Below are 26971 nucleotides of genomic sequence, written 5' to 3'. Positions count from 1 at the left end.
CGTCAGGCAGCAATGGCCAGATGGGCCTGTGTCCAGAAATCCATATAGGTCCGGGGTGGCTCGGGCGATGTCATCATGTTCTGGCTCAAGAACACGCCCACCAGCCGGTTCTGCGGATCGGTATAGGCGGTGGTGCCGAACCCGCCATTCCAGCCGAAACTGCCCGGTGTGAGCCAGGGACGTGTTCTCCTTAGGCCGACGGACATGCCAAGCCCCCATCCTGCGCCGCCTTCATCCATGAACATCGTCGCGTGCGGGGCCGTCTTTTGCCCGGGCGTCAGTTGATCGCGCGTCATTTCGGCCACCGTCTCGGCCTTAAGATAGCGTCTGCCGTCCAGCGTCCCGCCATGAAGCATCATGCGGCAGAAGGCGGCGTAATCATCCACCGTCGTCACCAGACCGCCTGCGCCGGAATCCATGGGCGGCGGATTGGTGAAGTCCACGCCCTGTTCCGGCCCGAAGACGATAAGCTCCGCTCCTCCAATGGTAAAATCCGGGCCATACTGGTTCGGCAGCCGGTCCTGCTTTTCTGCGGGGACATGAAAACCGGTGTCCTTCATGCCAAGCGGATCGAGCAGGCGCTCGCGCATGACAGCGCCGAGCCGCTGCCCCGTTGCGCGCTCGATCAGGATGCCGGCCACATCGAGCCCGTTGTTGTAGAAGAAATCCTCGCCGGGGTGCGCTGCCAGCGGCAGGGCTCCCAGCTTCTCCATGTAGTCGTCGGACGACATTTTCGGCAGCACCCAACTCGGCGCGATGCCGGCTTCGCGCATGGCTTTCTGGATCGGATATGCGTCCGGAAACACCATGATCGCGCCAAGCCCGAAGGTCATGGTCAGGAGCTGGCGCAGCGTCACGGGGCCGTTTGCGGGAACCGTGTCATCCAGTGGTCCATCAAGGCGTTTCAGAACCCGGCGGTCGGCGAGTTCCGGCAAGAGGTTATCGACGGGACCATCGAGCGTCAGCACGCCATCCTCCACCAGCATCATCGCCAGCGCCGCCGTGACCGGCTTCGTGATCGAGGCAACGCGGAAGATCGTGTCGCGGGCCATGGGTGCGCCTTTGCCGTTCAGCGCAAACGTGCCGGCAGTGCCGACATGATCCACACCATCGTGATGGATCAGCCATGTCGCGCCGGCCATGCGGCCTTCGGCGACATGCGCTTCCATGGTGTCTTTCAGCGTTTCCAGTGCCTTTGGGGATAGCGTGTTCATGGCGGTCGCCCTGTTGCTGATGGCGGAAGAAAAGGCCAGTGCCGCACCACCGGTCATCAGCCGGCGGCGGGAAAGCGAGGGGGCTTCGGTCATCCCGTCGTCTCCGCATCATATTCGTCGTGCAGCCGCCACCATTGATAGGGTGCCGTCTGGGAGATGCCTTCGGGCGCGTCTTCCCAGCTTTCCTGACGTCCGAGGGGTGTGAGGTCGAGAAATGTCCAGTTGCTGCCCAGCGCCTCGACACCGCGCCCGCTGGTGAAATAGGTGTGAAACACCGTGTCGCCTTCGTGGATGAAGACGTTGAGGCCGAAGCCGCCGGTAACGCCGAAATCCTCGTTGAAGGTGCTGTCTTCCACGGAATACCAGCGCTGCGGCCAGCCCATGCGCCTGCGAAAGGCTTCGATCTCGCCAACTGGAGCGCTGGAGACCAGCGCCAGTGTCGTGTCACGGGCGTTCAAATGGGCGGCGTGGCCGAGATTGTCGACGAACATGCAGCAGCCGGCGCATGGCGAAGGATCAGCCGGCCTGAGCATGTGGTGATAGACGATCAGCTGGCGGCGTCCCTCGAACAGATCTTTGAGCGTCAGCGTGCCTTCCGGGCTTTTGAAGGCATAGTCCTTATCAACACGGACCCATGGCAGGCGACGCCGCTCGGCAGCCAGGGCATCATGGGCGCGGGTGAGCGCCTTTTCCTTTTCAAGCAGCGCCGCGCGTGCTTTCTGCCAGTCTTCCCGGGATGCGATTTCTGGGGCGGTCATTGTGGTTTCCTCCTCGCTTCCTTGCATGTTCGAGCGCGGTATCGCGCTCGCGGTCAGGGATAAGACGCAGACGGGTTCCTCCGATCCGACATGCGGTGGCAGAAAATCCGGGGCGATTTTCCTCCGGGCTGCCATTCCCTGTCGATGTTCAAAGACTGATTAAGTTTTGCAACTGGTTGCGAATGAGTCAACCCGGTGGCATCTTGCAATCAGATTCTGGAGGGCAGATTGAACGAGACCCGGAAGACCGCCGCACCGCATCGCTCGGGCTGCCCCATCAACCTCACGCTTGAGGTGCTGGGTGACAAATGGAGCCTGATCGTGGTGCGCGACATGATGTTCGGCGACCGCCGTCATTTCCGCGAACTGCTCACCGGTTCGGAGGAGGGGATTGCCTCCAACATTCTCGCCGACAGGCTGCGCAGGCTTCTGGCGGAGGGCCTTGTCTCGAAGGCGGATGATCCGAGCCACAAGCAGAAGTCGATTTACAGCCTGACCGAGAAGGGCATCGAACTGGTTCCGGTCTTCGCCATGATTGGCGCGTGGGGCAGCAAATGGCTGCCGGTGAGCGAGGAGCTGTCGATCCGCGCGAAGCTTTTGGCGGAAGGCGGGCCATCGCTTTGGGATGCGTTCATGGAGGAATTGCGCGAAATGCATCTGGGCTTGGCTTCCGCGCAAAATGCCGGCGAACCGGGGGTGCGCATGCGTTTGCAGGCGGCTTATGAAGAGGTGCTGGCGCGCAAGGCGTCCACCGCACTTGCAAGCCGCGCCGGCGTCGTTTAATGAAGCTCCCATGATCACGCGTCAGACAGATACCTTGTCCAGTCGCGCCGCTTTCGTCGGCGAGACCGTTCGCGCGCTATTTTCCAGCCTCCTTCTTCTTGGCCTTATCGGCGATCGCCGGGTCCGTTGAAGGAGCGCCCGGCGATCGATGTCGCCGCCTGGCATCAGCTCTTTCTCCAAAACCGCGATTTGTTGTTGACAGGCCCGCCGTGCCGAGCGCACGCAACCGGTGCCGGGAGAAAATGGAATGGACGCGCATACAATGACTGACATGGCAGAAAACCGAGTACAGGATGAAGCAACCGCACAGGGCCGCAAGGGCATGGCGGATGCTTCGATAAAATATCAGCCCTATCCGCAGATCGACCTCGCAGACCGCACCTGGCCCTCCAGGCGCATTGAAAAGGCTCCGATCTGGTGCTCCGTCGATCTGCGTGACGGCAATCAGGCCCTGGTCGACCCGATGGGGCATGACCGCAAGGCGCGCATGTTCAAGCTGCTGGTGGACATGGGCTTCAAGGAAATCGAGGTGGGCTTTCCATCCGCCTCGCAGACCGATTTCGACTTCGCCCGCTGGTGCATCGAGGAAGCCGGCGTGCCGGACGATGTTTCGCTGCAGGTGCTGGTGCAGTGCCGTCCCGAACTGATCACGCGCACCTTCGAGGCGTTGCAGGGCGCGAAGCACCCGATTGTCCATTTCTACAACTCCACCAGTGAGTTGCAGCGCCGTGTCGTGTTCGGCAAGGATGTTGCCGGCATCAAGCAGATCGCCACGGACGCCGCCAAGATGGTCATGGACATGGCCGCCAAGGCCGGCGGTGGATACCGCTTCCAGTATTCGCCGGAGAGCTTTACGGGCACCGAGCTGGATGTGGCTCTGGAGATCTGTAACGCTGTCATCGAGATCATTGATCCGACGCCCGACAACAAGCTGATCGTCAATCTGCCGTCGACCGTCGAAATGTCGACGCCGAACATCTATGCTGACCAGATCGAATGGATGTGCCGCAATCTCGACCGGCGCGACAGCCTGCTGATTTCGCTGCACCCGCACAATGACCGTGGCACGGGCATTGCCGCCACGGAGCTGGGCCTGATGGCCGGCGCGGATCGCGTCGAGGGCACGCTGTTCGGCAATGGCGAGCGCACCGGCAATGTGGATGTCGTGACGCTGGCGCTGAACATGTACACGCAGGGCGTCGATCCCGAGCTGGACTGCACGGACATCAACCGCATGAAGGATGTCTACGAATACTGCAACCAGCTGGTCATTCCCGAACGTCACCCCTATGTCGGCGAGTTGGTCTACACCGCCTTCTCCGGCTCACATCAGGACGCGATCAACAAGGGCATGAAGGCCATCAAGACGGCCAACAAGCCGCTGTGGGAAGTGCCTTACCTGCCCATCGATCCGCAGGATGTTGGCCGCTCCTACGAGGCGATCATCCGCATCAACTCGCAGTCGGGCAAGGGTGGCATCGCCTATGTTCTGCAGGCCGATTACGGCCTGAACCTGCCGCGCAATCTGCAGGTCGAGTTCCGTGGCGACATTCAGGACATCACCGACCGTGAAGGCAAGGAACTGCCGGTCAAGCAGATCTATGAGCGCTTCATGGAGCTCTATGTCGACCAGCCGGACGCGCGCATCAAGTTTGTCGATCACCAGACCTTCCCGGACACTTCGGTCAAGGGACAGCGCATTGTCGAGGCGACGATCACCGATGGCGGCAAGGAAACCGTGATCAAGGGCGTGGGCACCGGCCCGGTCGATGGTTTCATTGACGCGCTCTCCAAGCATCTGGGCGTGGACATGTCGGTCATCGACTATTCCGAGCATTCCATGCAGCAGGGCTCCAATGCGGCGGCCATCTGCTACATGGAAGTCCAGCATCCGGGCGGCAAACTGTTTGGCGTGGGCGTGAACACCAACATCGTCGCGGCGTCGCTCGAAGCGGTGGTTTCGGCGGCCAACCGGATCATCGGTTGACGGGCGCGCTTTACGCTGACGATACGGGCGAGGGCGAATGCGCCCTCGTTCTGCTGCATGGCTTTGCCGGCAGCCACCGGGTCTGGGAGGGCGTGCGCAAGGCGTTGCCCAAGGTGCTGCCCAACGCGCTTCCCAAGGGCCTTCGCATTATCGCTTATGATCTGCCGGGCCATGCCCGTTCGCTTGGCCTGCCGGGCGCAGGCAGGGCCAAGTCCGTGGCGCAAACGGTTGTCGACGATCTCGCTGCGCGCGGCATTGCCCGATATCACCTGGCCGGACACTCCTTCGGCGGTGCGGTTGCAGTGCTCGCCGCTCATCTTGCGCCCCGGTCCGTCGCCTCGCTGGCGCTGATTGCACCGGGTGGCTTTGGTTCCGGGATTGCCGGCGATCTGATGGCGGCGCGCGCCCATGCACGCACTGACGATGAAATCACCGCTGCCGTTCAGGCAATGTTCGGAGCGCAGGCGCAGGTTGAGAGCGGCGTCGTGGACGCTGCGGTTGAACTCAATTCTGTTCCGGGGCAACGCGAGAAGCTCATCGAGATCAGTTCTCTCATCGTGCGCAATGGGGAGCAGGGAGCCTTCCCGCGCGCCATGCTGGAGGCGCTTGCCATGCCCGTTCACGTGGCGTGGGGTTCGCGCGATGCGGTGCTGCCGCCGCATCAGGCCGACGGGTTGCCGGGGAGCTTCATCGTGCATCGGTTGCCGGGGCTTGGCCACATGCTGCCCGAGGAGGCTCCGGCCGAGATTGCGCGCATCATCGCTGAAAGCACTGGCGCAGTCTGATCAGGATATTCGGCTTTCCCCTCGTGTTTTTCTTAAACTCGTCTTGTTTACGCCGCTTTCAGGAGCGGAACAAAACGTGATGATTTTCTGTTTTAGCCATGTTAACGATGGGTTAACGCTTCCTTGTCGTCAGGAGTACCGCCCATGAGTGAGGCTGGTCAGTCCGCAGTTTCGGTTACCAATGTGCGCCGGCTTTCCGATGCAATGCGCGAGATGAAGAATGCGGCTGCCGACAGGGCGGATGTGGTCGTGGAGATGCGTGAGGCGAGCCGCACGCGGCTTGAGCTTCTGGCGCAGGAACTCCAGCCCGTTTTCGACGATGTTCCGGCGGACGATCCGACCTTCGATTTCGCCATCTCTTCCGGTGAGCAGCCCCGGTTGTGGATCGATGCTGTTGCCCATGTGGCGATGGGCCGTGACCGCCGCACCTATCGGTTTGTCCGCGATACACGTCTTGGCCGCGTGGTGCTTGCCGAAAGCGCGGAGATCGCTCCCGTCGCCAATCAGGTAACGCGCTACATTGCCGAGCGGCTCGTGGAGCGTCAGCGGGCCGTGGAAGGTGATGTGGAGCCGCTGCCGCGCGGCGATACAAAGGAGCAGGAAACTGTTGCTCCCACGCCCTACAGGAGCGCCTGGAGCAGCTTTTTCAGCGGGGTCGCCTTCGTCATCCTGGGCGGCATTGTCGGTGTCGCCACGGTTGTTGTCGCCATGTGGGACCGCTTCCCCGAACTGGATGCGCTCCTCTCCCGCTTCTGAGGAAAAATCAAAGTCTCGCCCGCTTTATGTGGTTTCCTGCGTGATGAAGGGACCTGTTTGCGAGCGATTTTGATGAAGTTTCTGTTCTTTTGCGCCGTTTTTCTGGTTGTGGCCGGTGGCGCTTGTCTGTTTGCAGCCAATTGGATTGGCAGCAGTGTTGATGCCGAAGGTTTTCTGCATGAGCCGTTTGCGCTGATTGCGCTCGGTTCCCTGTCCGTGGCCCTTGGCGCGGCGAGCGGCACATTCGGCCTTGGCATTGCTGCATGGCGGTGCGTGCGCGCCTCCTGATCCTCAGCCGGCCTGCACGTCTCCGGTAAGGAGCGCGCCCGAAACCTCGCCTATCGTGCCATTGCCATCGGTCACGCCGCGGCGGGAAAAGCGGATCTCCCACGCGCCCGGCTTTCCGTCGATTTCGAAGAGATTGTAGTGACCGGGCGGTTTGGCGCTGCCATGGGACTGGCCGGCTGCAGCGACGCCGACGACCGGCACGGAAGCTCCGCTTGGCCCGTCGATGCGGTGGACGGTCGGCTTGTGTGTGTGGCCGTGCAGAATGAGTTCCGCGCCATGCTTGCGGATCAGTTTCTGGAACCGGCCGATGCCGTAAAGGCGCTTGCTCGCATTGGTCGCGCCACGCACGGGGGGATGATGGATCATCACGACCCGGAACAGCCCGGCCTCCCGGGTGGCGTCGAGCATCTTCGCCAGCCGCTTGGCCTGCGCTTTCGAGAAATGGCCCGACGCCATGAAGGGCGCGGTTGCGCGGGCCGAGGAAACGCCGATGATGGCGACCTGGTCGCGTACCCGCAGATAGGGGAACGCGTCTTTGCCTTTTGGGGGTGTCCCGTCGTCGCCGGTCATGTAGGCGGCCCAGGCGCGGCAGCAGCGCGCAAGCGCGCCCGGCACATAGGCGTCATGATTGCCCGGCACCACCGAGACCCTGTCCGCAGGTCCGAGGCTCTCCAGCCAGAGCCGCGCCATCTCGATTTCCTTGTCGAGCGCGAGGTTGACCAGATCGCCCGTAAGCGCAATGTGGTCGGGCGCGGCTTCGAGCATGTCGTCGGTGATGCGGTCGATCAGGCCGTGGTCGAGATTGAGCCTTCGGTTGCGCCGCCAGTTGATGTAGCCGGTGATGCGCTTGGAAGCGAGCTCACGATAGGTAACAGCGGGGAGAGGCCCCAGATGGATGTCGGAAAAATGCGCAAGGCGAAACATGTTTCGTGTGTAGAACACGCAAACCGCGCTGACCAGCCCGCCAGAGCACCGGAGCGAAAAGTGTCATCCGGTTTTCGGTCTGGCCGCTTCTCTGTCGAAGGCCGATCCGGGGGCAACCGATGAACGCACCCGCTTCACCGCCCCGAAAGGCGGCGCTCAGCGCCCGTCTTTTTCATTTCTGGCTGCGGTTGAGCAGGCCCATGACGCTGGGCATGCGCGGTGTGGTCTATGACGCGGAAAACCATGCGGTCTTCCTCGTGCGGCACACCTATGTGAAGGGCTGGCACTTTCCCGGTGGCGGTGTGGAGCCGGGCGAGAGCACCGAGGCGGCGCTTTCGCGCGAGCTTGTCGAGGAAGGCAATATCGAGATCCTCGAACGGCCGGTTCTGCGGTCGTTTCATTTCAACCGCATGGCCAGCAATCGTGACCATGTGGCGGTCTATCTCATCACCGGCTTTCGTCAGACGCATCCGCATGTGCCTGACCGTGAGATTGCCGAGGCGCGTTTCTTCCCGCTGGACGCGCTGCCGGATGGCACCAGCGACGGCACCCGCCGCCGCATCGCGGAGATTTTCGACAACGCACCCGTTTCCGACGAGTGGTAGCGCGGCGGTGCTGATTTCCGTCCTTCTCCCCGCATGCGGGGAGAAGGTGCCGGCAGGCGGATGAGGGGCGGGCGCTGCCACGAACAATGTTCCCGCTTTCACTCAGTGCCATGTGCTGGTCGCCACCGCAGGCACTCGCCCCTCATCCTCACCTTCTCCCCGCAAGCGGGGAGAAGGGGGCTTTGACCGTTGCGCCCTTTCCTTAGAGAATGGAGGCCTAGGCGGCCTTTGCCCATTCACCGCGATTGTGCGGTGCGTCCAGATTGAGCTCCGGTCCGAGCGGCACCACGCCGGTCGGATTGATGGTCTTGTGGCTGCCGTAGTAGTGGGCCTTGATGTGCAGCATGTCGACGGTCTCGGCCACGCCCGGCACCTGATAGAGTTCGCGCAGATAGTTCGACAGGTTCGGATAGTCGTCGATCCGGCGCAGGTTGCATTTGAAGTGACCGACATAGACGGGGTCGAACCGCACCAGCGTGGTGAACAGCCGCCAGTCGGCTTCCGTCAGCTGTGAGCCGGTGAGGTAGCGCTGGCGTGAGAGGCGGTCCTCCACCTGATCCAGCGTATCGAAGAGCGCTTTGAACGCCTCTTCATAGGCGGCCTGCGTGGTGGCGAAACCGGCCTTGTAAACACCATTGTTGATGTTGTCGTAGACAAGATCATTGGTGGCGTCGATCTCGGCGCGCAGGTCCTGCGGATAGAAATCCAGCGAGGCGTCGCCCCACTCATCGAACGCTTCGTTCAGCATGCGGATGATCTCCGCCGACTCGTTGGAGACGATGGTTTCCGTCTTCTTGTCCCACAGCACCGGCACGGTGACGCGGCCGGAATAATCCGGGTCGGCCTTGGTGTAGATCTGGTGCATGAAGTCGAAACCGTAGAGGTCGTCGCCCGTCGCACCGTCTTCCCTGAGGAAGGTCCAGCCATTTTCACCCATGAAGTGATGGACGACCGAAACGGAGATCACGTCTTCCAGCTTCTTCAGCTTGCGGAAGATGAGCGTGCGGTGCGCCCACGGGCAGGCGAGCGATACGTAGAGGTGGTAGCGCCCGGGCTCGGCCCTGAAGCCGCGCTCGCGGCCTTCAGCCGGTGCGCCGTCCTTCGTGACGAAATCCCTGAACTGCGATTTGGACCGCTCGAAGCGGCCGCCGGTCTTGGAAGTGTCGTACCACTGATCGCGCCAGACACCGTCAACGAGCAAACCCATTCTCGAAACTCCTTTGTTCCAGCCGCATGTAGGTTATTGCCGGGGTGAACCCAACCGTTCTGGTTGTAAACACTGCGTCAACAATTTTGGTTCCGCGGTAAAGTTCCAGTGGACGAGGCAGGGAATTGCTGGTAGCGGGAAAACCATTCAGCGAGGAAAACGCACGACATGATCCTGTTTCTGGTGGAGCGACGACGAAAGGACTAAAGGCCCCTGGCATGGGGCGGGCGGGCCTATGGCCGCTTCCACCTTTCGAGACCACCGGACTAGACGATCATGGCTTCTGCCGAAATTCATTACCTGCCGGAACAGCCGGCCCACGACGCTGAAATCGAACTCATCAACGAAGAAGCCTTCGGCCCCGGCCGCTTCACCCGCGCGGCCTACAAGATCCGCGAAGGCGGCCTGCATGATCGTGCGCTCTCTTTTGTCGCCATTCATCAGGATGTGGTGATCGCCTCGGTGAGGATGACGTGGATCGCCGCCGGCGAGGGCAGGGCGCTTCTGCTCGGGCCGCTGGCCGTGCGGCCTGCCTTCAAGAGCATCGGCATCGGCCGCAAGCTGGTGCACATCGCCATCGAGGCCGCGCGTGAGGCCGGAGCGGGCGCTGTCGTGCTCGTGGGAGATGCGCCTTACTACGGGCCGCTGGGGTTTGAGAAAATCCCCTATGGCCAGATCGAGATGCCGCGCCCGGTTGATCCAAACCGGCTTCTGGCGGTGGAATTGCAGGAAGGCGCGGTCGCCCGCCTTCAGGGTGATGTCACCCACGCGGCGCTGGCGCGATAGCGCAGTCCAGAAAAACTGCGGAAAACCGCTCCGCCCCCGTGGTTCGACAGGCTCACCATGAGGGCTCGGGTGGTGCCTGCGGTTCAAGCTGATGCCCCCGCTGCACAACCACAGCCCTCATGGTGAGCCTGTCGAACCACGGGGGCGGGAAGCCGCTTCCCTCAGCGTCCCTCGCGATACCACATGGCACCGAAGGCGAAGAGCAGCAGGGCGAGCGCCAGAAGGCCGGTGAAGACGGGCACCCGGCGCACGGCCTTCAGCACGCTGTCATCCGTTGTTCTGAACCCGATCCAGTCATTGCCCGAAGCGGTGCCGGTACGGCGGACGGGAACGATGTTGGGCAGATTGCCATCGGCAATGCGGCGCACCGAGCCACCCGTTGCATCCGCTGCCGGGGTGAGCCTCTCCAGCGTCGAAACCATGTCGCCGAATTCCGGTGCGTTGACCGGGCCGACATGGGCGAGCGTCGTCAGCTCGCCATTGGCGATGCTGTAGATGCCGATCTCGTTGGTTTCCAGACTGGTGGAGAAGCGGCCGGGGCCAGCCGGGCCAAGCTCTGCGGAAAGCAGATTGCCGGACGGCGTGGTGATTTCGGCGGGCGGCGCGCCCTCTTCCATCGTCTGGCGGGTGATTTCGAGCCGCATGCCGCGACCTGCCGCTGAAAGGCGCTCCTCTTCCAGCTCCGGTTCCTTCATCAGCCAATGGGCGATGCGCCGATAAAGCGCCACATGCGGGCCGCCGCCTTCGAACCCGCGTGCCCACAGCCAGCCCTGATCGGACAGGAACATGCCGACGCGGCCTTCGCCCTTGCGGTTGAGGATGAGAAGCGGCTGGTCGTTCGCGCCCTGCATCACCACCTGACCGTCGGGCCGGTCGATGCCGATCAGACGGAACCAGCGGCTCCATTCCGGCGGTTCGGATGCAGAGCCCTCAAGGCCACGCGTGACCGGATGGCGTTCGCCGGTTTCGGTCAGGCGGGGGTAAAACCCCTGTTCGAGCACGTCGCCGGTTGGCAGACCCGGCAGAGCGGAGATGAGCGGGGTGCGCGCGATGGACTGGTTGCCGGCGAATTCCGGTCCGGCTGCAATCAGAAGCGCGCCGCCATTCTCCACATATTCGGCGATGTAGTCGTAATAGAGGATCGGCAGAACGTCGCGGTGCTGGTAGCGGTCGAAGATGATGAGATCGAAATCGTCGATCTTCTCCACAAAGAGCTCGCGGGTGGGAAAAGCGATCAGCGACAGTTCGTTGATGGGCGTCCCGTCCTGCTTCTCCGGCGGACGCAGAATGGTGAAATGAACCAGATCCACAGAGGCGTCGGATTTCAGAAGGTTGCGCCAGGTGCGTTCGCCAGAATGCGGCTCGCCCGAAACCAGCAGAACCCGCAGGTTCTCGCGGATGCCATCGACCAGCGCGACCGCACGGTTGTTCACGTCGGTCAGCTCGCCCTCAACGGGGTCGATGGCCAGTTCGATGATGTTGCGCCCGGCGCTCGGCACGTCGATCTCGAGCCGTGTTTCGCGGCCGATCAGGGCGTCTTCGATGAACAGTTCCTCGCCATTGATGATGACGCGCACTTCCACCGGTCCGCGCTGCTCGTCCGTGGCGATCACCCGGTAGGTCATCTCCAGCGGCTTGCCGACAATGCCGAAGCGCGGCGCGCGTTCGAAACGGATGCGGCGGTCCATTTCGTCCGCTTCGCCGGTGATCAGACCATGAACCGGCGCGCCAAGGGCTGCCGCATTTTCGGGAATGTCGTGCACCTGCCCGTCGGTGATCAGCACCGCCCCGCCGACGCGGGAAGGCGGCACGTCGCGCAGCGCGCCGTCCAGCGCCTCGAAGAGATGTGTCTGTGCGTTTTCCGTGGCGGAAGACGCGCGGCCCGTGCGCACCACGCGGGTCTCGAATTCCTTGAAACGCGCCAGCCGTGCTTCCAGTTCGGCAGCGGCCTGGTCGGTCATCTCGCTGCGACCGTCGATGGTGGTCTGGCTTTGGCTTTCGTCCACCACCACGGCCACGACGCTCTTGAGCGGTTCGCGTTCCTCATCGAGAAGGACGGGATTGGCAAGCGCTGCACCCAGGGCGGCAAGGGCTGCAAGCCGCAGCCACGCCCCGCGCTGCCGTGTCCACAGACCGGCAAGCGCCAGAAGCGCGACGGGCGCGAGTAGGGCGGCCAGTACTGGCCAGGAGAAGAAGGGTTCGAAACTGAGCGACCAGTTCATGCTACTGCCCCAGTCGTTCAAGCAGGACCGGCACATGCACCTGGTCCGATTTGTAGTTGCCGGTGAGCATGTACATCATGATGTTCACGCCCGCGCGGTAGGCATAAAGGCGCTGCAGCGGATCGTTGGGCACGGTCGGCAGAAGCGGCTCGCCATTGGCGTCGAGCGCCCAGGCTCCGGCCAGATCGTTTCCGGTGATCATGATCGGCGTCACCCCGTCGCCCACCCGCACCGGGCGGTCGGTGCGTGAGGGGGCGTTGAACGAGGCTTCCACCCAGAGGGGGCTTCCGCGATAGCGGCCCGGAAACTCAGGCAGGATGAAGAAGGCCTTGGTCAGCACGTGATCTTCCGGCACCGGTTCCAGCGGCGGAACGTTGAGACCGGAAAGGATGTCGCGCAGGCGCTGCGTTGCTGGCGTCACCGCATCCGAGCCAAAGCCGGTGGAATACTGGTCGCGCGTGTCGAACAGCACCGTGCCGCCCGACTGCATGTAGGCGTCGATGCGGGCTATTGCTTCTTCGCCGGGCATCGGTGCGTCGGGATCGATGGGCCAGTAGATGAGCGGGTAGAAGGAGAGCTCGTCGGTTGCGATGTCGACGCCTGCCGGCTCTCCGGGTTCGAGCGCGGTCTTGGCGGCGAGGAAGGTGGAAAGCCCCTGAAGGCCTGCGCGGCTCGTGGCGTCGAGCGAGGAAAGCCCGGTCAGCACATAGGCAATGCGTGTCTGCGAGATGGCGGCGATGGCGTCGGCCTCGCCGGTGCGCTCGTCCTGCGCGCGGGCTGTATCCGGCGACATGATTGCAAGCGCCAGTCCCATGGCGAGCATGGCGGCCGCGCCCCTGGCCAGTTGCGGTTTGCGGCGCAGTCGTCCGCCAAGCCACAGAACGGCCAGCGTATCGAGCGCAAGCAGTGCGAGGGCGGCGGCAAAGAGCGGCCCCTTCAGCGGCTGCTGCTCATCGAAGCCATAGCTGATCGCGGTCATCGGGGCAGGGGCCTCCGGGCGGGTGATCGGGGTGAGTTCTGCATCGGGTGCGAGCAGATTGTGCGCCACGACGCCTTCTTCGCTGCCATAGAGACCGGGCGGGTTCTTGAGCGTGACGGCGGTTGCGCCTGCGGCAAGCGGCTCGGCATCGCCCGATGGAGGGACGAGGCGTCCGTCGGCGGAAATCATGCGGTAGGGGGCAAGTGCCCGTCCGCCTTCGGCGCCCGGCTCATTGAGGGTGCCCTGATTGCGCGAGAACTGGACGATCCGGCGCAACATTTCCACGAAACTGCCGGAAATCGGCAGGTTCGACCATGTGGCCTCCGGCGTGACGTGAAAGAGCACGATCTGCCCTTCGCCGCGCGCAATGCCGGTTACCAGCGGTGTGCCGTCGGCCAGATTGGCCCAGCTGCGTTCCACGATGTCGGGCGAAGGTTCGGCGAGAACCTGCCGGTTCACCGTCACGTCGCGGGGCGGGGCGAGATCGGAGAAGGGGCCATTGGGCGGGAACTCCGCCACGGGCTGCGGCTCGGTCCAGGAGAGCGCGCCGCCCAGCGAGCGTTCCCCCAGCCTCAGCCGCACCGGCAGCAGGTCTTCGTCATTCTCGGCTGCGGCGAGCCTTGGGCCGGCAAAACGCACCAGCGTGCCGCCGGCGTTGACCCAGTCGATCAGCGCCTGACGGGGTGATGCGGGAAGCGTGCCCACATCGGCCATGACGATCACGGCCGGGTTCTGCTCCAGAAGCTCCGGCAGCGCTTCCGTCAGTTCCGCGCTTGAGGGTTGCAACAGGTCGGCAAAGGGCGAGAGCGCGCGCTCGATATAGTAGAGCGGCGAAAGGAGCGGCTGCGCCTGATCCGCCTCACTCTGGGAGATCAGGCCGATCCGCCGGCGCTTGCTGTTTTCATCGAGAACCCGAAGGGCGGCGGCCTGGTTTTCACCCTCAAGCCCCACGGAAACGAAATCGTTGCGCAGCTCAAACGGCAGGCGCATCGCGCCCACGGCGCGGGTTTCGCCGACGCCGAACGTGATCGTGGTTTCGGCGATGCGCCGGCCCCTGTCGTCGCTCGCAAAGGCGACCGCCTGACGTGGCCCGGTGTCGCCTGCAGCGCGTGTCGCCGTTACTTCGAAGGCTTCCGCCGTGTTCTGCGCATCCGTTGCTGCGAGAAGGCCGAGCCGCTCGGGCGATGCCCAGAGAACTTCGCCCGGTGCGCTGGCGAACAGTTCGCCGAACGCCGCCTCATCGCCCGTCGCCGCGAGCCCGTCGGAGAGCACCGCAATGGCCGCACCCGGAAAGTCTTCCAGCGCGCCTGCCACCCGGCCATAGATTACAGGCCGGTTGCCCGGCACGGGGCGGGGCTGCGCGGCGTTCAGCCTTTCAAGCGCGGTGTCGGCGTCGAACGGGCCGATTTCCTGGTTCTGTTCTTCAGCCGTCAGCGCCAGAACAACCGGTTGTTCATTGGCGCGGGCGTCTTCGATCAGGCGTGCTGCGGTGGCCACGCGTTCATCCCAGTCGGGCGCGGAAGCCCAGCCATTGTCGAGCACGATGGCGAGCGCCGCAGCGTCGCCGGCCGCCTTCTCGCGCGGGTTTAACACCGGATCGGCCAGCGCCAGGATCACCAGTGCGGCAAGCAGCAGCCTGAGCAGGGTCAGCCACCACGGGCTCTTGTGGGGCGTCTCCTCGCGCTTTGCCACGCGGGCCAGAATTTTCAGGGGCGGAAAGGTTTCGGTCTGCGGGCGTGGCGGGGTGAGACGTAAGAGCCACCAGATCACCGGCAGGGCGATCAGGCCCCAGAGCAGAAACGGTTGTGCGAAAGAGAGGGAAAGCCAGTTCAAAGCCCGCCCTCCATGCCGAAGCCTGCGTCAACGCTCATGGCGTTGTGGACCGTTACGAGCGCCTGTGCGGCTGGCCGGTCCGTGTGGTGCACGGTATAGCTCCAGCCAAGCCGCTTGCACCAGCCGGCAAGTTCTTCGCGCCGCGCGAGATAAAGCCGGCGATAATCGTCGGCCAGCGTTTCGGCGCGGCCTGCCGTCAGCTTGTCGCCTGTTTCCGGGTCGGCAAACTCGGTGCGGCCGGAATAGGGGAAGCTTTCCTCCGCCGGGTCGGCAATCTCGATCAGATGGGCGCGTGCGCCACGGCCCGCCAGCTGGTCGAGCCAGGCGATGGTTTCTTCCACCGGATCGAGGAAATCACTCGCCAGCACCACATCTGAGAAGCGGCGCACCTGCAAGAGGTCTGGTCGCGCGGGAAGGCTCGGGGCATGCATGAGCTGCGTCGCCAGCCGCTCCGCGCCGTTGCGGGCGGAAAACGGGTCGGTGACGCCCGGCCAGGCAATGCGTTCGCCACTGCGTGACAGAAGCTCGGCCAGCGCAAGGGTGAGGACCAGCGCGCGCGATTCCTTGGCGGTTGGCGCAAGCGAGGATTTGAAGAGCATGGACGGCGACGGGTCGGCCCAGAGCCACACCGTGTGGGCAGCCTCCCACTCGCGGTCGCGGACATAAAGATGATCGTCGCGCGCCGAACGCCGCCAGTCGATGCGCGAGATGGCCTCGCCATCCACATAGGGCCGGAACTGCCAGAAATTCTCGCCGATGCCGCGCTTGCGGCGGCCATGCCAGCCGGCGATCACATTGTTGGCCACGCGCCGGGCGTCCACCAGCAGGTCAGGCATCAGCGCGGCCCGCGCGCGAGCGCGAACCAGCGCATCGTTCGATGCAACCGGTGTGGAAACTTCGCCGATCTTTGCCATCAAGATCCTATCTGGGGCAGGCCGCCCATTAGTCGAGCGTTTTCACGAGACGCCGGATCACGTCGCGCACGGTCATGCCTTCTGCACGGGCCGCGAAAGTGAGCGCCATGCGGTGCTGGAGAACGGGTTCGGCGAGTGCGCGCACATCGTCCACCGAGGGCGCGAGCCGTCCGTCATAAAGCGCGCGGGCGCGGGCGCACAGGGTCAGCGCCTGGCTGGCGCGCGGGCCGGGGCCCCAAGCCACATGGCGGTCGGTGTCGGGATTGCCAACGCCCGGCCTTGCCGTGCGCACGAGCTGCAGAATGGCGTCGACCACGCTTTCGGGCACCGGCATGCGGCGGATCAGCATCTGGATCTCCTTGAGCCGCTCGGCGGTGAGCACATTGGCGGCTTCCGCTTCGCCCACACCGGTGGTTTCCAGAAGGATGCGCCGCTCGGCTTCGAGTTCGGGATAGAGAATGTCCACCTGCATCAGAAAGCGGTCGAGCTGCGCTTCCGGCAGCGGATAGGTGCCTTCCTGCTCCAGCGGGTTCTGCGTCGCGAGCACATGGAAGGGCGCGGGCAGGTCGTGCCGGTGGCCGGCCACGGTCACGTGATATTCCTGCATCGACTGGAGAAGGGCCGACTGGGTGCGCGGGCTGGCGCGGTTGATCTCGTCGGCCATCAAAAGCTGCGAGAAGATCGGACCGGGGAGAAATCGGAAGGAGCGCTTGCCCTTCTCATCCTGTTCCATCACTTCCGAGCCCAGAATGTCGGAGGGCATGAGGTCCGGCGTGAACTGGATGCGTCGGGCGTCGAGGCCGAGCACGACGCCGAGCGTTTCCACCAGCTTGGTCTTGGCCAGCCCCGGAACGCCGACGAGAAGCGCATGGCCGCCGGCCAGCAGCGCCACCAGCGTGCGCTCCACCACCGCTTCCTGGCCGAAGATCACCTGTCCGACGCCATCGCGCACCCGGGCGATGTCCGCAAGCGCGCGTTCGGCCTCGGCGATCATCTCCTTGTCGCTCATGGGCTTTTCGCCGGGGACTTCGTTCTTGGAAACAATGCTCATGCCGTCTCGATCCTTGTTGAGGCCCGCGGGTATAGTGCGGGGCGGGAGGAACGGACCAGGCCGGCACGTGTCTGAAGCGATTCGTACCGTCACGTCCCTTTGGGAAATTTAAAACACTGAACAAGGCTGACAAGCGAAACAACAGTGACTATTTCGTGACCATGGACGATGAAACGACTAAGAGCACATCAAGTCTCGCTGAAGCTGGCGACGCCGTCAGTCTTGAGGCAATGATAGCGCGCGCGGCCCGCTCCGGAAAAGGCGCGCCGCCCGTCGAGCGCTGGAACCCCGCCTTTTGTGGCGATCTCGACATGGAGATCAAAGCCGATGGCACCTGGTTCTACATGGGAACGCCGATTGGCCGCCCGGCGCTGGTACAGCTTTTCTCCTCCGTTCTGCGCAAGGATGAGGACGGCAAAACCTATCTCGTAACTCCGGTGGAAAAAGTCGGCATCCGCGTCGAGGATGCGCCTTTCCTCGCCGTGGAGATGGTCGTGACCGGCGCGGGCGAAGACCAGGCGCTCACTTTCCGCACCAATGTCGGCGATGTGGTCGAGGCCGGGCCAGAGCATGAACTGCGCTTCGTGGACCAGCCCGAGACCGGCGGGCTAAAACCCTATCTCCATGTGCGCGGGCGTCTCGAGGCGCTGGTGGCCCGTTCTGTCATGTATGATCTGGTGGAGGCGGGCGAGGAGATCGAGATCGACGGGCAGCTCATGTTTGCCATCCGCTCGCGCGGTTCGGTTTTTCCCGTGATGCCCGTCGCCGAACTGCATAGACTTTCGCAATGACCATGACGACCGCGCCCAAAAGCCTGTTCTCGGCAGAGGAATTCCGCCGCCGCGCTGCAAGACAGCAGGGACCGGCAGGGGCGGAAGACTATGGCGATCACAGCCTGAACCCGGACCTGCGCGAAATGATCGTCCGGCCCGGCCTGCGCGATGCGGCGGTGCTCATTCCGGTTGTCGATCACGCCGATGGCGCGTCGGTCATCCTGACCCAGCGCACGCTGGCGCTGCGCAACCATTCCGGCCAGATCGCCTTTCCCGGCGGCCGCATCGACCCGGAGGACGTGTCGCCCGAGGCTGCGGCGCTCCGCGAGGCGGATGAGGAAATCGGCCTTCGGCCCCGCATCGTGGATGTGGTCGGACGCATGCCCGATTACTCGACCGGCAGCGGTTATCGCATCGCGCCGGTGCTTGGTATCGTCCGTCCGGGCTTCCGGTTGCACCTCAATCCCGACGAAGTGGATGCCGCCTTTGAGGTGCCGCTTGCCTTTCTCATGGATCCCGCCAACCATCGGCGCGAAAGCCGTTTGTGGCAGGAGAAGGAACGGTTCTATTACACCATGCCATTCGGCGAGCGCTTCATCTGGGGCGTGACCGCCGGCATTATCCGCACCCTTTACGAAAGACTTTATGCTTGATGGACAAGCGACTGATTTCAGAATCGCAATGGCTGGCCGACGAAAAGCTTCAGAAACTGCTCGCAGCCCTTTCCACCGAGGGCGATGAGGCGCGCGTCGTCGGCGGCGCGGTGCGCAACACGCTGCTTGGCCAGCCTGTCACCGACATCGATATCGCCACCACCACGACGCCGGATGAGACCGTGCGCCGCGCGCGCAAGGCAGGTTTCCGCACCGCGCCGACGGGCATCGATCACGGCACCGTGACGGTGATCGCCGATGGTCACGCCTATGAGGTGACGACGCTGCGCGCCGACGTGGAAACCGATGGCCGCCGCGCCAGCGTCACCTTCGGGCGCGACTGGCAGAACGATGCCGAGCGCCGCGACTTCACGATCAACGCGCTCTATGCCCGCGCCGATGGCGACATCATCGATCTGGTCGGCGGGCTTGCGGATCTCGACAGCCGCACCCTGCGCTTCATCGGCGATGCGGACACCCGCATCACCGAGGATTATCTGCGCATTCTGCGTTTCTTCCGCTTTTTCGCCTGGTATGGCGCTGGCCGTCCGGATGCCGCCGGGCTGAAGGCCTGCACGCGTCACCGCGACGGGCTGGAGCGTCTTTCCGCCGAGCGTGTCTGGGCGGAGCTCAAGAAGCTTCTGTCCGCGCCCGATCCCTCGCGTGCGCTTCTGTGGATGCGCCAGACCGGTGTGCTGACGAAGATCCTGCCGGAATCGGAGAAATGGGGCATCGACACGATCGGCCCGCTGATGGAGGCGGAGCGTACGCTTGGCTGGGAGCCGGAGCCGCTTCTGCGACTTGCTGCGATCATTCCGCCCCATGAGCCGCGCATATCGGAACTGGGCAAGCGGCTGCGCCTTTCCAACGCGGAAAAGGCGACGCTGATGGGCTGGGCGAGGGCACCCGTTCCGCAGCCTGATCTCGATGAGGCCGGATTCAGAAAAATTGCCTACCGGTCTGATGAAAAAGGTCTTTTGTGGCGGCTGAAGCTGGCGCTTGTGAGCGCACGGGCGCGCGCTGCCGAGGATGACAAGGCGCTGATGGAGGCTGCCGGCTTCACCCGTCTGATGAAGCTCGCCGCCGCATGGCAGAAGCCGGTGCTTCCGGTCGATGGCGGCGATCTGGCAAAGCTCGGGCTGGAAAAGGGGCGCGCGGTCGGTGAAGTCCTGTCGCGGCTTCAGGACGAGTGGATCGAGTCTGATTTCTCGTTGAAGCGCGACGCGCTGCTTGAGCGCGCCGCAGATATGATTTCGACCGCAGGCTGACCCTTTTCGGGGCCCGCAGTCTTTCGGGGCAGTGCGCGGCTCAGGCCGCGTTCTTGGCCTGTCCGATGCGTGAGCGGATGGCTTCCACCATGCTCTCGCGGATCACCGTTTCACCATGGGCATCGCGCATATGTTCGGCTGCGCGGCGGATCACCTCCGCTTCTTCCTCATGGCGTGTGTGCCAGTCGCAGCCTGGAACGAGCGAGCCGCAATGAAATTCCTTCATGAGACTGTCCTCCTGTTCTCGGTTGATGCGTGCCTTAAACTATAACACGGAATGCGGCGAGAGGTTGCTGAGGGAAACAAACTTGATTGGCATTGAGCTAGCCCACAGCGTCATCCGCCGTGCCGTCAGACTTCAAGCATTTCCTCGATCTCGCCGCGCAGCCATGCCTTGAATTCGCGCACCTTTGCCGGTTCCTGCCGGTTCTCCGAGGTGATCAGCCAATAGCTGTAGCGTGTTCTGGCGCGCTGTTGAAACGGCGCGACCAGACGCCCGCATTGAAGCGCATCATAAGCGAGTGTGTGCCAGGCAAGCATGACGCCCTGTCCGGCGATGGCTGCATCAAGGCAGAGCGCGGCGTCGGTGAAACTGTCGCCCTCAACGAGGTCGCGCTGGTCAAGACCAAGCGGTTTCAGCCACACATCCCATGCAATGTTCGAGTTGGCGTCGCGGATGATCGGCGCTGTGAGTATGTCTTCAGGCGTCTCGAGCGCGTCGGCCAGCGCCGGGGCGCAGACCGGAAACACTTCCTGCGGCAGGAGATATTCGCTCTTCACGCCCGGCCAGTCGCCTTCGCCCACACGGATCGCCAGATCGATGTCGCTGCTGTCGGGATTGATGAGGTCGGTCGAGGCCTCCAGCCGCAGCTTGGTTTCCGGATGCGCTCTCGTATAGCGCGCCAGCCGCGGCACGAGCCATTTGGATGCGAAGACGGGCGCGACAGAGATGGTCAGGACCGAATCCGTGTCGTGACGCGTCATCGCCACCGCCGCATCAAGTGTCTGGAAGCCGAGGCTCAGCCGGTCGATGAACTGCTGGCCGAGCCCGGTTGGCCGGATGCCGCGTCCCGTCCGCTCGAAGATTGCCGCGCCGAGCTGCGCTTCGGTCTTGATGATCTGCTGGCTGACGGCTCCCACCGAAACGCCCAGTTCATCGGCAGCCGCACTGAGTGAGCCGCACCGACCCGCCGCTTCGACGGCGCGCAATCCGTTCAGGTGAACGCGTGGCAGGTGTTTCATATAGTTTTTCTAAAACAAAGCGCAGGCAATCTCCATTGAAAATAATGCCAAACGCCGGGATTTTGGCTCTCGTAGAGAAATCTCACAGATGGAGAAGGCGCCATGTTTCAGTTTTTCTGGATAATGGTTCAAACCTTCAGGGACAATCACCGGCGAGCGGTGCAGGATGCCTGGGATGACAATTGGTGGCGTGATCCGCTGGCGCATCCGGCTCTTCGCGGCATGTCGGAGCGCGAGCTGGCGGATTTGCCGCTGCGTCGCTCCAGTTTTGAAGACCATGAGGAAGAAGAGCCGATGGCCGCACCAGCAGTGCAGCCACCGGCATTCGTGTCCAGGCTTACTCAGCAGCCATCCGTTCGCCCAGAAAGCCACCCGACTGGCGTTTCCACAGCTGGGCGTAAAGCCCGTCCTGTTCCACCAGCGCGTCGTGCGAGCCCTCTTCGACAACGCGGCCCCGGTCCAGCACGATGATCCTGTCGAGAGCGGCAATGGTGGAGAGCCGGTGCGCCACGGCGATAACCGTCTTGTTCTCCATCAGCCGCTCAAGATTTTCCTGAATCACCGCTTCGATTTCCGAATCCAGCGCCGATGTTGCCTCATCGAGGATGAGGATCGGCGCATTCTTCAGCATCATCCGGGCGATGGCGATGCGCTGGCGCTGGCCGCCGGAGAGCTTTACGCCCCGCTCGCCCACCACCGCGTCATAGCCGGTCCGGCCTTTCGGGTCGGTCACATCGAGGATGAACTCATGCGCCGAGGCGCGCTTTGCCGCCGCGATGATTTCCTCTTCGGTGACGTCGCCCCGCCCATAGGCGATGTTGTCGCGGATCGAGCGGTGCATCAGCATCGGCTCCTGGCTCACCACGCCGAACTGCGCGCGCAGCGAGGCCTGCGTTACCTGCGTGATGTCCTGACCATCGAGCAGGATGCGCCCGTGCTCGGCCTCGAAAAGCCGCAGCATCAGGCTGACAATGGTGGTCTTGCCGGCGCCCGAAGGCCCGACCAGCGCCACGCGCTCGCCCGGCTTGATGTGCAGGTTCAGCCCCTCGATGATGCCGCTTTCCTTGCCGTAATTGAACGTCACGTCGTCAAAGCGGATGTCGCCTTCGGCGCGCGGCATGACCTTTGCGCCTTCGGCGTCGCGGATGGACGGTTCCACCGAAACGACGGTGGTTGAGTCCTGCACGGTCGCGTAGTTGCGGATCAGCCCGTTGATGTTGAACATCATCCAGCCCGACATCTGGTTCAGCCGGAAGACGAGGCCCATGGCCGCCGCGATCTCGCCTGTGGTGATGGCGCTGTCGAGCCAGCGCGACACCGCCAGCACGAAGATTGCCGCCATCATGAAGCCGTTGACGATGGCCACAGTCACCCGCACACGGGTGATGGCGCGCGTCAGCTTCTGCACCGCGCTCAGGAAATGCGCCATGCCCTCGCGCACATAGGAATGCTCGCGCTGGCCGCTGTCGAACAGCTTCACCGCCAGAATGTTGGTGAAGGCGTCGACCATGCGTCCGTTGAGGATCGAGCGCTGGTCCGCCGTGCGCCGGCCTGCCCGCCGCAGGGGCGGCAGCAGGAAGCGCGCGATGGCCATGTAGGTTGCGAGCCAGAGCAGGATGACCACGCCCATCCACGGGTCGAGCACCGTCAGAATGGAGAGCGCCAGCACCACGAAGGTGAGGAAGCTCCACATGGTCTGCAGGACGTTGATGATGAAGTCGCCCGTGGCTTCACCGCCCTGAAGGATCTTTGTGGCGATCCGGCCGGCGAAGTCGTTCTGGTAGAACTCATAGGGCTGTTCGATCACCCGCCGGAACGACTGCCAGCGCACACGCTGGTAGAAGGCAGGCGCGATGACCTGCTCTTCCAGCACCGTGTTGACGATGATGACCACGGCGCGGATCACCAGAAGCAGGGCCAGAAAACCGGCCAGCTTCGTCCAGTGGTCGGCGATGAGCGTTGCCGGCGAGGAGGAATCCAGCAGGTCGATCAGCCAGCCAAGCGCCCAGTAAAGCCCCGCATCGACGGCCCCCATCAGGCCGCCGGCGATCAGCAGCAGGATGAACGGCCATTTGGCCTGCCGGGCGAAGAAGAGAATGAACTCATGCGCCTTGACCGGCAGGACCGCCCGCGGCGTGTCGCCGAAGGGGTCTATGACCTCTTCGAGACTGCGCCACAGGCTGTCGGTTTGGTGGGGCTCCGTCTTTTTGCTGTCTTCCTTCATTCCGCAGCCTCGTTTGCTTCGAGATCGAGAAACCCGCCGGACTGGCGCTGCCAGAAGCTTGCATAGAGCCCGCCGGCGGTAACCAGATCGTCATGCGTGCCTTCCTCGACGATCCGGCCCTTGTCCATCACCACCAGGCGGTCCATGGCGGCGATGGTGGAGAGCCGGTGGGCGATGGCGATCACCGTCTTGCCCTGCATCAGGCGGTAGAGGTTTTCCTGGATCGCCGCCTCGACTTCGGAATCGAGTGCGGAGGTCGCCTCGTCGAGGATGAGGATCGGCGCATCCTTGAGCATGACGCGGGCAATGGCAATGCGCTGGCGCTGGCCACCTGACAGTTTGACGCCCCGTTCGCCCACATGGGCGTCAAAGCCCACGCGGCCCTTCGGGTCCGTCAGTCCGCCGATGAAGCTCATCGCCTCGGCGCGCCGGGCCGCTTCAAGCATCATCTCTTCGGTCGCGTCGGGGCGGCCATAGAGGATGTTGTCGCGTACCGAACGGTGCAGCAGGGACGTGTCCTGCGTGACCATGCCGATCGCGGCGCGCAGCGTGTCCTGCGACACGTCGGCGATGTCCTGGCCATCGATGACGATGCGCCCGCGCTCCAGATCGTAGAAGCGTAAGAGCAGGTTCACGAGCGTCGACTTGCCCGCGCCCGAACGGCCCACGAGGCCGACCTTCTCGCCGGGCTTCACGGTTAGCGACAGCTCTTCGATGACGCCTCCCTTCTTGCCGTAGTGGAAGCCGATCCCGTCGAAATCGATCTTACCTTCCGGCACTGCAAGGGCCTTTGCGTCCGGCTTGTCATCGACCAGCCGGGGCATGGAGATCGAGCTGATGCCGTCCTGCACGGTGCCGACATTCTCGAACAGCGCCGTCAGCTCCCACATGATCCACTGCGACATGCCCCACAGGCGAAGCACGAGGCCGAGCACCACGGCCACGGCGCCGACGCTTACCGCACCGGCCACCCACAGGGTGACGGAGAGATACCCGACCACGACGAGGCACAGGGCGTTGAGCAGGTAGAGCAGGCCGTAGAGACCGGTGATGTTACGGAACTGCTCATGCACCGTGTCGAGGAAGCCGCCCATGCCCTCGCGGGCGTAAGACGCTTCGCGTCGGCCATGCGAGAAGAGTTTTACCGTCTGAATGTTGGTGTAGCTGTCGACCACGCGGCCGGTCATCACCGAGCGGGCGTCTGCCTGTCGCTGCGCGATCTTGCCGAGCCTGGGCACGTAATGGCGCATGAGCAGGATGTACCCCACCAGCCAGCCCACCAGCGGTGCTGCCAGCTTCCAGTCGGCCGAGGCCGCGAGAACCAGCATGCCGGTGAAGTACACCGTCACATAGTTCATCACGTCGGTCATCTTGATCACGCATTCGCGCACGGCAAGCGCCGTCTGCATCAGCTTGGTGGCGATGCGGCCGGCAAACTCGTCTTGATAGAAGCTCATCGACTGTTTGAGCAGATAGCGATGCACCTGCCAGCGGATGCGCATGGGATAGTTGCCCATCAGAACCTGATGGGTGACCAGGCCATAAAGGAACACCACCGCCGGCAGGACGATGCCGACGATTGCAGCCATGCCGATCAGCTTTGCGCCTTCCTCATCCAGAAAGGTCGCGCGGTCCTTTTCGGCCAGCCAGTCGACGATGTTGCCGAGGAAGGAGAACATCCAGACCTCTGCAATGGCGATGATCATCATCAGGACCGCCGAAATGGCGATATAGGGCCATGCCCCTTTGGTGAAGTGCAGGCAGAAGGCGAAGAAGGTGCGCGGCGGCTCCTGCGGTTCTTCGGCGGGGAAGGGCTCAAGTCGTCGTTCGAACCATTGATACATTGTCTTTGGCGTCTTTCATTCTCGTGCCCGCAAACGCGACGCGTTGAGTCGCGTTTGCGGTGTAATCGTCTGTTTTCGTGCTCTTTTCCGCGGGCGGCGGCTGGCGGAAAAGCAAATGCGTTCGGCTAGATGTGGCCCTTGCGCGGCACGGATGCCGCAGGCCGGTTTGCGCGTTTATTGCCTGGCTCCTTCATGGAGCCGGTATTCAGGATGGTCGGAGGCGTGCCGCCGCTTTGGTCGTGCGGTTTTGTGCGCGGTGGCTGCGCCTGGGTTCCGAGAGCGGCCTTGAAGGCTCCTGAAAGAGACGTGGCAGGAGCGCTGTCATGTCCGCGTAAAAACGCGGCGGCGGCCGGGTCGGTGCCTGAAATCTTATTGTCTTGAGACGCGGTGCGTCCGTTTGGAAAGCGTGCAGTCATGATGCAAATCCCATGTGTCAACCGGAAGAAACGGTCGGCGGATTCGCTCGTGAACTGCTTTGGTAATCTTAGAAAAGCTGAAGAACGAAAGCCGCCGTCAGGCCTGGTATGGCGCCGCGATGTACGGGCGTAGACCAGCGAAGGAGGTAAGCATCTTGTTGTCCATTGCCGCCTCCAGCGGTTTTCGTTGATGGGATGCACCTTATAACCGTGTTGTCCGGGCTTGACCAGAGGATGCGTTTTCTCTGCTGCCATCTGCGGTTGTGTCGGCGCATGCGTGATCGTGCCCGCTCCGCAGGCGTGCGAAGCGGGAAATGAGGGGGGCGAAGAGGGGTAGGCGCTCCTCATCGCAACAGCCGTTTCAGTTTAGCGATGAGGCCGATACGCGCTGCCGGCGCGACCTGTCCGAGGTCGATATCCGGCAATTGGCCGCGATGCGGCCGTTGCGTCCGGTCCTCATGGATGAGGGGCGTTTTCACACCAAGGGTCAGCGCCCACGCTTCAAGCCTGCGGTCCTGCAGGGTAGGGCGTGTGGGGTCCAGTTGTGGAACGAAAAAATCGTCATTGCGGCCGTTTGGCCGCCGGGGGAAGCGGTTGTGCATCGCGAACGTCCTTGGGGAGCGGGAGGAAATCCCGACGGACTGCGATGGGTAGCTGCCTTGAAATGGTGCAGGAGCGTGCCGGACCGAGTCCGCCGTCAGGCCTTGTGGCCACCGGCGAGGAGCCAGATCATGTGATGTCGTCGCATTGTCATGCCTTTCTCCTTCGGTTCGCGTTGACAATGGCGGGCTTATACCCACAGTTGCAGCGACCCGCCACCCGTAATTACGCCTTTCGGTCGACACGTCCTCAGCTGTGTCCGGAAGGCAACACTCAGCCATGTCGAGAGACACAGCCGCATGCGTATCGCGCTTTACCAGCCAGACATTCCCGGAAATACCGGCGCCATTCTCCGTCTCGCCGCCTGCCTCGGCTTCACGGTCGATCTGATCGAGCCTGCCGGCTTTGATCTCTCCGACCGGAATCTGAAGCGCGCGGGGATGGATTATCTTGAGCGCGCCGCGCTCGCCCGCCATCCGTCCTGGGAAACGTTCGAGCTCTGGCGCAAGCGCGAGGGCCGGCGTCTTATCCTGTTCACCACCCGGGCCGAGGCGGGTTACACGGACTTTTCCTATGCCGATGGTGACATTCTTCTGTTCGGTCGGGAATCTTCCGGAGCGCCGGAAGCCGTCCACGCCGCCGCCGATGCGCGGCTGACCATTCCCATGAAAGAGGGCGCGCGCAGCCTCAACCTTGCGATGACGGCCGCGATGGCCGCCGGCGAGGCGCTCAGGCAGCTGCGATAGGTCATCATCCTGGGGTGTTTCACGCTGCATCGGGCTCTTTCCTTGGCTTCGGAAAGAGCTGCCTACAGGTTCAAGCCGACTTTAAGTCAACAGCCGCGAGGCGCGCATATGCT

General features: G+C 63.4%; 27 protein-coding genes. 11 read left to right on the top strand and 16 right to left on the bottom strand.

All coding sequences use genetic code 11. From position 1 onward, the window contains the following. Positions 1-2 precede the first annotated feature (2 nt). Positions 3-1307 (bottom strand): serine hydrolase domain-containing protein, encoded by a 1305-nt coding sequence (locus tag ACRTG1_RS08255; protein WP_432516066.1) that lies wholly within the window; start codon positions 1305-1307, stop codon positions 3-5. Continuing rightward, entirely contained in the window at positions 1304-1972 is a 669-nt protein-coding gene (locus tag ACRTG1_RS08250; protein WP_432516065.1) for a DUF899 domain-containing protein, read from the bottom strand. The genes ACRTG1_RS08255 and ACRTG1_RS08250 overlap by 4 nt, the downstream gene beginning before the upstream one ends. 228 nt (positions 1973-2200) lie before the next feature. On the opposite strand from ACRTG1_RS08250, the gene ACRTG1_RS08245 reads away from it, so the two are divergent. From ACRTG1_RS08245 to ACRTG1_RS08230, 4 genes are all read left to right on the top strand, one after another. Then, positions 2201-2755, top strand: coding sequence for a winged helix-turn-helix transcriptional regulator (locus ACRTG1_RS08245; protein WP_206544050.1), 555 nt, complete (start codon positions 2201-2203; stop codon positions 2753-2755). Positions 2756-3002: 247 nt separating this feature from the next. Beyond that, positions 3003-4742, top strand: coding sequence for a 2-isopropylmalate synthase (gene leuA / locus ACRTG1_RS08240; RefSeq protein ID WP_432516064.1), 1740 nt, complete (start codon positions 3003-3005; stop codon positions 4740-4742). After that, positions 4739-5527 (top strand): alpha/beta fold hydrolase, encoded by a 789-nt coding sequence (locus ACRTG1_RS08235; RefSeq protein ID WP_432516063.1) that lies wholly within the window; start codon positions 4739-4741, stop codon positions 5525-5527. The genes leuA and ACRTG1_RS08235 overlap by 4 nt, the downstream gene beginning before the upstream one ends. A 144-nt stretch (positions 5528-5671) precedes the next feature. Next, positions 5672-6283, top strand: coding sequence for a hypothetical protein (locus tag ACRTG1_RS08230; RefSeq protein WP_432516062.1), 612 nt, complete (start codon positions 5672-5674; stop codon positions 6281-6283). Positions 6284-6307: 24 nt separating this feature from the next. On the opposite strand, the gene ACRTG1_RS08225 is transcribed toward ACRTG1_RS08230, so the two are convergent. Further along, on the bottom strand, positions 6308-6463 hold the full coding sequence (locus tag ACRTG1_RS08225; RefSeq protein ID WP_224873384.1) for a hypothetical protein: 156 nt from the start codon (positions 6461-6463) through the stop codon (positions 6308-6310). On the opposite strand from ACRTG1_RS08225, the gene ACRTG1_RS08220 reads away from it, so the two are divergent. Next, a complete protein-coding gene (locus ACRTG1_RS08220) occupies positions 6392-6571 on the top strand; it encodes a DUF3955 domain-containing protein (RefSeq protein WP_224873383.1) in 180 nt (59 codons plus the stop codon). The two genes, ACRTG1_RS08225 and ACRTG1_RS08220, sit on opposite strands and share 72 nt — an antisense overlap. 3 nt (positions 6572-6574) lie before the next feature. On the opposite strand, the gene ACRTG1_RS08215 is transcribed toward ACRTG1_RS08220, so the two are convergent. Further along, positions 6575-7495, bottom strand: a complete 921-nt coding sequence (locus tag ACRTG1_RS08215) for a metallophosphoesterase family protein (RefSeq protein ID WP_113155843.1) — start codon at positions 7493-7495, stop codon at positions 6575-6577. Between the two features lie 119 nt (positions 7496-7614). Between ACRTG1_RS08215 and ACRTG1_RS08210 the strand changes: the two genes are divergently transcribed. Beyond that, on the top strand, positions 7615-8100 hold the full coding sequence (locus tag ACRTG1_RS08210) for an NUDIX domain-containing protein (protein ID WP_206544047.1): 486 nt from the start codon (positions 7615-7617) through the stop codon (positions 8098-8100). Between the two features lie 217 nt (positions 8101-8317). On the opposite strand, the gene ACRTG1_RS08205 is transcribed toward ACRTG1_RS08210, so the two are convergent. Beyond that, positions 8318-9307: a glutathione S-transferase family protein gene (locus tag ACRTG1_RS08205; protein WP_317090044.1), complete on the bottom strand. Its 990-nt coding sequence runs from the start codon at positions 9305-9307 to the stop codon at positions 8318-8320. Positions 9308-9583: 276 nt separating this feature from the next. Between ACRTG1_RS08205 and ACRTG1_RS08200 the strand changes: the two genes are divergently transcribed. Next, a complete protein-coding gene (locus ACRTG1_RS08200; RefSeq protein ID WP_206994065.1) occupies positions 9584-10093 on the top strand; it encodes a GNAT family N-acetyltransferase in 510 nt (169 codons plus the stop codon). 161 nt (positions 10094-10254) lie between these two features. On the opposite strand, the gene ACRTG1_RS08195 is transcribed toward ACRTG1_RS08200, so the two are convergent. From ACRTG1_RS08195 to ACRTG1_RS08180, 4 genes are read right to left on the bottom strand one after another with little or no spacing between them, the layout of a single operon-like run. Further along, on the bottom strand, positions 10255-12315 hold the full coding sequence (locus ACRTG1_RS08195) for a hypothetical protein (protein ID WP_432516061.1): 2061 nt from the start codon (positions 12313-12315) through the stop codon (positions 10255-10257). 1 nt (position 12316) lies between these two features. Further along, positions 12317-15127, bottom strand: a complete 2811-nt coding sequence (locus ACRTG1_RS08190; RefSeq protein WP_432516060.1) for a DUF4159 domain-containing protein — start codon at positions 15125-15127, stop codon at positions 12317-12319. Further along, complete coding sequence (locus tag ACRTG1_RS08185; RefSeq protein ID WP_297560489.1) at positions 15124-16041, bottom strand: DUF58 domain-containing protein; 918 nt, start codon at positions 16039-16041, stop codon at positions 15124-15126. Before ACRTG1_RS08185 ends, ACRTG1_RS08190 begins: the two co-directional genes overlap by 4 nt. 28 nt (positions 16042-16069) lie before the next feature. Continuing rightward, the gene (locus ACRTG1_RS08180; RefSeq protein WP_113155836.1) at positions 16070-17092 is read right to left on the bottom strand and encodes an AAA family ATPase; all 1023 of its coding nucleotides are present in this window, start codon (positions 17090-17092) and stop codon (positions 16070-16072) included. 161 nt (positions 17093-17253) lie between these two features. Here ACRTG1_RS08180 and ACRTG1_RS08175 point away from each other — a divergent pair, with 161 nt between their 5' ends. Genes ACRTG1_RS08175 through ACRTG1_RS08165 form a run of 3 tightly spaced genes read left to right on the top strand, consistent with a single transcriptional unit; the run spans position 17254 to position 19786 of the window. Next, complete coding sequence (locus ACRTG1_RS08175; protein ID WP_432516205.1) at positions 17254-17883, top strand: DUF1285 domain-containing protein; 630 nt, start codon at positions 17254-17256, stop codon at positions 17881-17883. Further along, the gene (locus tag ACRTG1_RS08170; protein WP_113155835.1) at positions 17880-18518 is read left to right on the top strand and encodes a CoA pyrophosphatase; all 639 of its coding nucleotides are present in this window, start codon (positions 17880-17882) and stop codon (positions 18516-18518) included. Before ACRTG1_RS08175 ends, ACRTG1_RS08170 begins: the two co-directional genes overlap by 4 nt. After that, complete coding sequence (locus ACRTG1_RS08165) at positions 18518-19786, top strand: CCA tRNA nucleotidyltransferase (protein ID WP_432516059.1); 1269 nt, start codon at positions 18518-18520, stop codon at positions 19784-19786. The genes ACRTG1_RS08170 and ACRTG1_RS08165 overlap by 1 nt, the downstream gene beginning before the upstream one ends. Before the next feature lie 40 nt (positions 19787-19826). Here the strand turns inward: ACRTG1_RS08165 and ACRTG1_RS08160 are convergent, their stop codons facing one another. From ACRTG1_RS08160 to ACRTG1_RS08130, 7 genes are all read right to left on the bottom strand, one after another. Next, complete coding sequence (locus ACRTG1_RS08160) at positions 19827-20012, bottom strand: DUF1059 domain-containing protein (RefSeq protein WP_113155833.1); 186 nt, start codon at positions 20010-20012, stop codon at positions 19827-19829. A gap of 125 nt (positions 20013-20137) precedes the next feature. Continuing rightward, positions 20138-21028 carry a LysR substrate-binding domain-containing protein gene (locus tag ACRTG1_RS08155; RefSeq protein ID WP_432516058.1) on the bottom strand — a complete coding sequence of 297 codons (891 nt, stop codon included), beginning with the start codon at positions 21026-21028 and terminating at the stop codon, positions 20138-20140. A 9-nt stretch (positions 21029-21037) separates the two neighbouring features. Further along, positions 21038-21307 (bottom strand): hypothetical protein, encoded by a 270-nt coding sequence (locus ACRTG1_RS08150; protein WP_297564050.1) that lies wholly within the window; start codon positions 21305-21307, stop codon positions 21038-21040. Positions 21308-21365: 58 nt separating this feature from the next. Continuing rightward, complete coding sequence (locus tag ACRTG1_RS08145; RefSeq protein WP_432516057.1) at positions 21366-23252, bottom strand: ABC transporter ATP-binding protein; 1887 nt, start codon at positions 23250-23252, stop codon at positions 21366-21368. Next, positions 23249-25096 carry an ABC transporter ATP-binding protein gene (locus tag ACRTG1_RS08140; protein ID WP_432516056.1) on the bottom strand — a complete coding sequence of 616 codons (1848 nt, stop codon included), beginning with the start codon at positions 25094-25096 and terminating at the stop codon, positions 23249-23251. The genes ACRTG1_RS08145 and ACRTG1_RS08140 overlap by 4 nt, the downstream gene beginning before the upstream one ends. 125 nt (positions 25097-25221) lie before the next feature. Continuing rightward, positions 25222-25767: a hypothetical protein gene (locus ACRTG1_RS08135; protein WP_432516055.1), complete on the bottom strand. Its 546-nt coding sequence runs from the start codon at positions 25765-25767 to the stop codon at positions 25222-25224. Positions 25768-25856: 89 nt separating this feature from the next. Beyond that, the gene (locus ACRTG1_RS08130; RefSeq protein ID WP_432516054.1) at positions 25857-26114 is read right to left on the bottom strand and encodes a hypothetical protein; all 258 of its coding nucleotides are present in this window, start codon (positions 26112-26114) and stop codon (positions 25857-25859) included. A 297-nt stretch (positions 26115-26411) separates the two neighbouring features. On the opposite strand from ACRTG1_RS08130, the gene ACRTG1_RS08125 reads away from it, so the two are divergent. Further along, on the top strand, positions 26412-26858 hold the full coding sequence (locus tag ACRTG1_RS08125) for a tRNA (cytidine(34)-2'-O)-methyltransferase (RefSeq protein WP_206544035.1): 447 nt from the start codon (positions 26412-26414) through the stop codon (positions 26856-26858). Positions 26859-26971 lie beyond the last annotated feature (113 nt).

The organism is Nitratireductor sp. PBL-C9, from assembly GCF_050877045.1.
Lineage (GTDB): Bacteria > Pseudomonadota > Alphaproteobacteria > Rhizobiales > Rhizobiaceae > Nitratireductor > Nitratireductor aquimarinus.
This window is presented reverse-complemented; position numbering and strand designations above follow the sequence as displayed.

Excerpts from the sequence above, each read along its gene's own strand:
- ACRTG1_RS08205 (WP_317090044.1), bottom strand. The coding sequence starts at position 9,307 with ATGGGTTTGCTCGTTGACGGTGTCTGGCGCGATCAGTGGTACGACACT.
- ACRTG1_RS08210 (WP_206544047.1), top strand. The coding sequence starts at position 7,615 with ATGAACGCACCCGCTTCACCGCCCCGAAAGGCGGCGCTCAGCGCCCGT.
- ACRTG1_RS08200 (WP_206994065.1), top strand. The coding sequence starts at position 9,584 with ATGGCTTCTGCCGAAATTCATTACCTGCCGGAACAGCCGGCCCACGAC.
- ACRTG1_RS08140 (WP_432516056.1), bottom strand. The coding sequence starts at position 25,096 with ATGTATCAATGGTTCGAACGACGACTTGAGCCCTTCCCCGCCGAAGAA.
- ACRTG1_RS08125 (WP_206544035.1), top strand. The coding sequence starts at position 26,412 with ATGCGTATCGCGCTTTACCAGCCAGACATTCCCGGAAATACCGGCGCC.
- ACRTG1_RS08255 (WP_432516066.1), bottom strand. The coding sequence starts at position 1,307 with ATGACCGAAGCCCCCTCGCTTTCCCGCCGCCGGCTGATGACCGGTGGT.
- ACRTG1_RS08180 (WP_113155836.1), bottom strand. The coding sequence starts at position 17,092 with ATGAGCATTGTTTCCAAGAACGAAGTCCCCGGCGAAAAGCCCATGAGC.
- ACRTG1_RS08155 (WP_432516058.1), bottom strand. The coding sequence starts at position 21,028 with ATGAAACACCTGCCACGCGTTCACCTGAACGGATTGCGCGCCGTCGAA.
- ACRTG1_RS08170 (WP_113155835.1), top strand. The coding sequence starts at position 17,880 with ATGACCATGACGACCGCGCCCAAAAGCCTGTTCTCGGCAGAGGAATTC.
- ACRTG1_RS08160 (WP_113155833.1), bottom strand. The coding sequence starts at position 20,012 with ATGAAGGAATTTCATTGCGGCTCGCTCGTTCCAGGCTGCGACTGGCAC.
- ACRTG1_RS08175 (WP_432516205.1), top strand. The coding sequence starts at position 17,254 with ATGGACGATGAAACGACTAAGAGCACATCAAGTCTCGCTGAAGCTGGC.
- ACRTG1_RS08185 (WP_297560489.1), bottom strand. The coding sequence starts at position 16,041 with ATGGCAAAGATCGGCGAAGTTTCCACACCGGTTGCATCGAACGATGCG.
- ACRTG1_RS08225 (WP_224873384.1), bottom strand. The coding sequence starts at position 6,463 with ATGCAGAAAACCTTCGGCATCAACACTGCTGCCAATCCAATTGGCTGC.
- ACRTG1_RS08195 (WP_432516061.1), bottom strand. The coding sequence starts at position 12,315 with ATGAACTGGTCGCTCAGTTTCGAACCCTTCTTCTCCTGGCCAGTACTG.
- ACRTG1_RS08165 (WP_432516059.1), top strand. The coding sequence starts at position 18,518 with ATGGACAAGCGACTGATTTCAGAATCGCAATGGCTGGCCGACGAAAAG.
- ACRTG1_RS08230 (WP_432516062.1), top strand. The coding sequence starts at position 5,672 with ATGAGTGAGGCTGGTCAGTCCGCAGTTTCGGTTACCAATGTGCGCCGG.
- ACRTG1_RS08250 (WP_432516065.1), bottom strand. The coding sequence starts at position 1,972 with ATGACCGCCCCAGAAATCGCATCCCGGGAAGACTGGCAGAAAGCACGC.
- ACRTG1_RS08130 (WP_432516054.1), bottom strand. The coding sequence starts at position 26,114 with ATGCACAACCGCTTCCCCCGGCGGCCAAACGGCCGCAATGACGATTTT.
- ACRTG1_RS08145 (WP_432516057.1), bottom strand. The coding sequence starts at position 23,252 with ATGAAGGAAGACAGCAAAAAGACGGAGCCCCACCAAACCGACAGCCTG.
- ACRTG1_RS08215 (WP_113155843.1), bottom strand. The coding sequence starts at position 7,495 with ATGTTTCGCCTTGCGCATTTTTCCGACATCCATCTGGGGCCTCTCCCC.
- ACRTG1_RS08135 (WP_432516055.1), bottom strand. The coding sequence starts at position 25,767 with ATGGCAGCAGAGAAAACGCATCCTCTGGTCAAGCCCGGACAACACGGT.
- leuA (WP_432516064.1), top strand. The coding sequence starts at position 3,003 with ATGGACGCGCATACAATGACTGACATGGCAGAAAACCGAGTACAGGAT.
- ACRTG1_RS08150 (WP_297564050.1), bottom strand. The coding sequence starts at position 21,307 with ATGGTCTTCAAAACTGGAGCGACGCAGCGGCAAATCCGCCAGCTCGCG.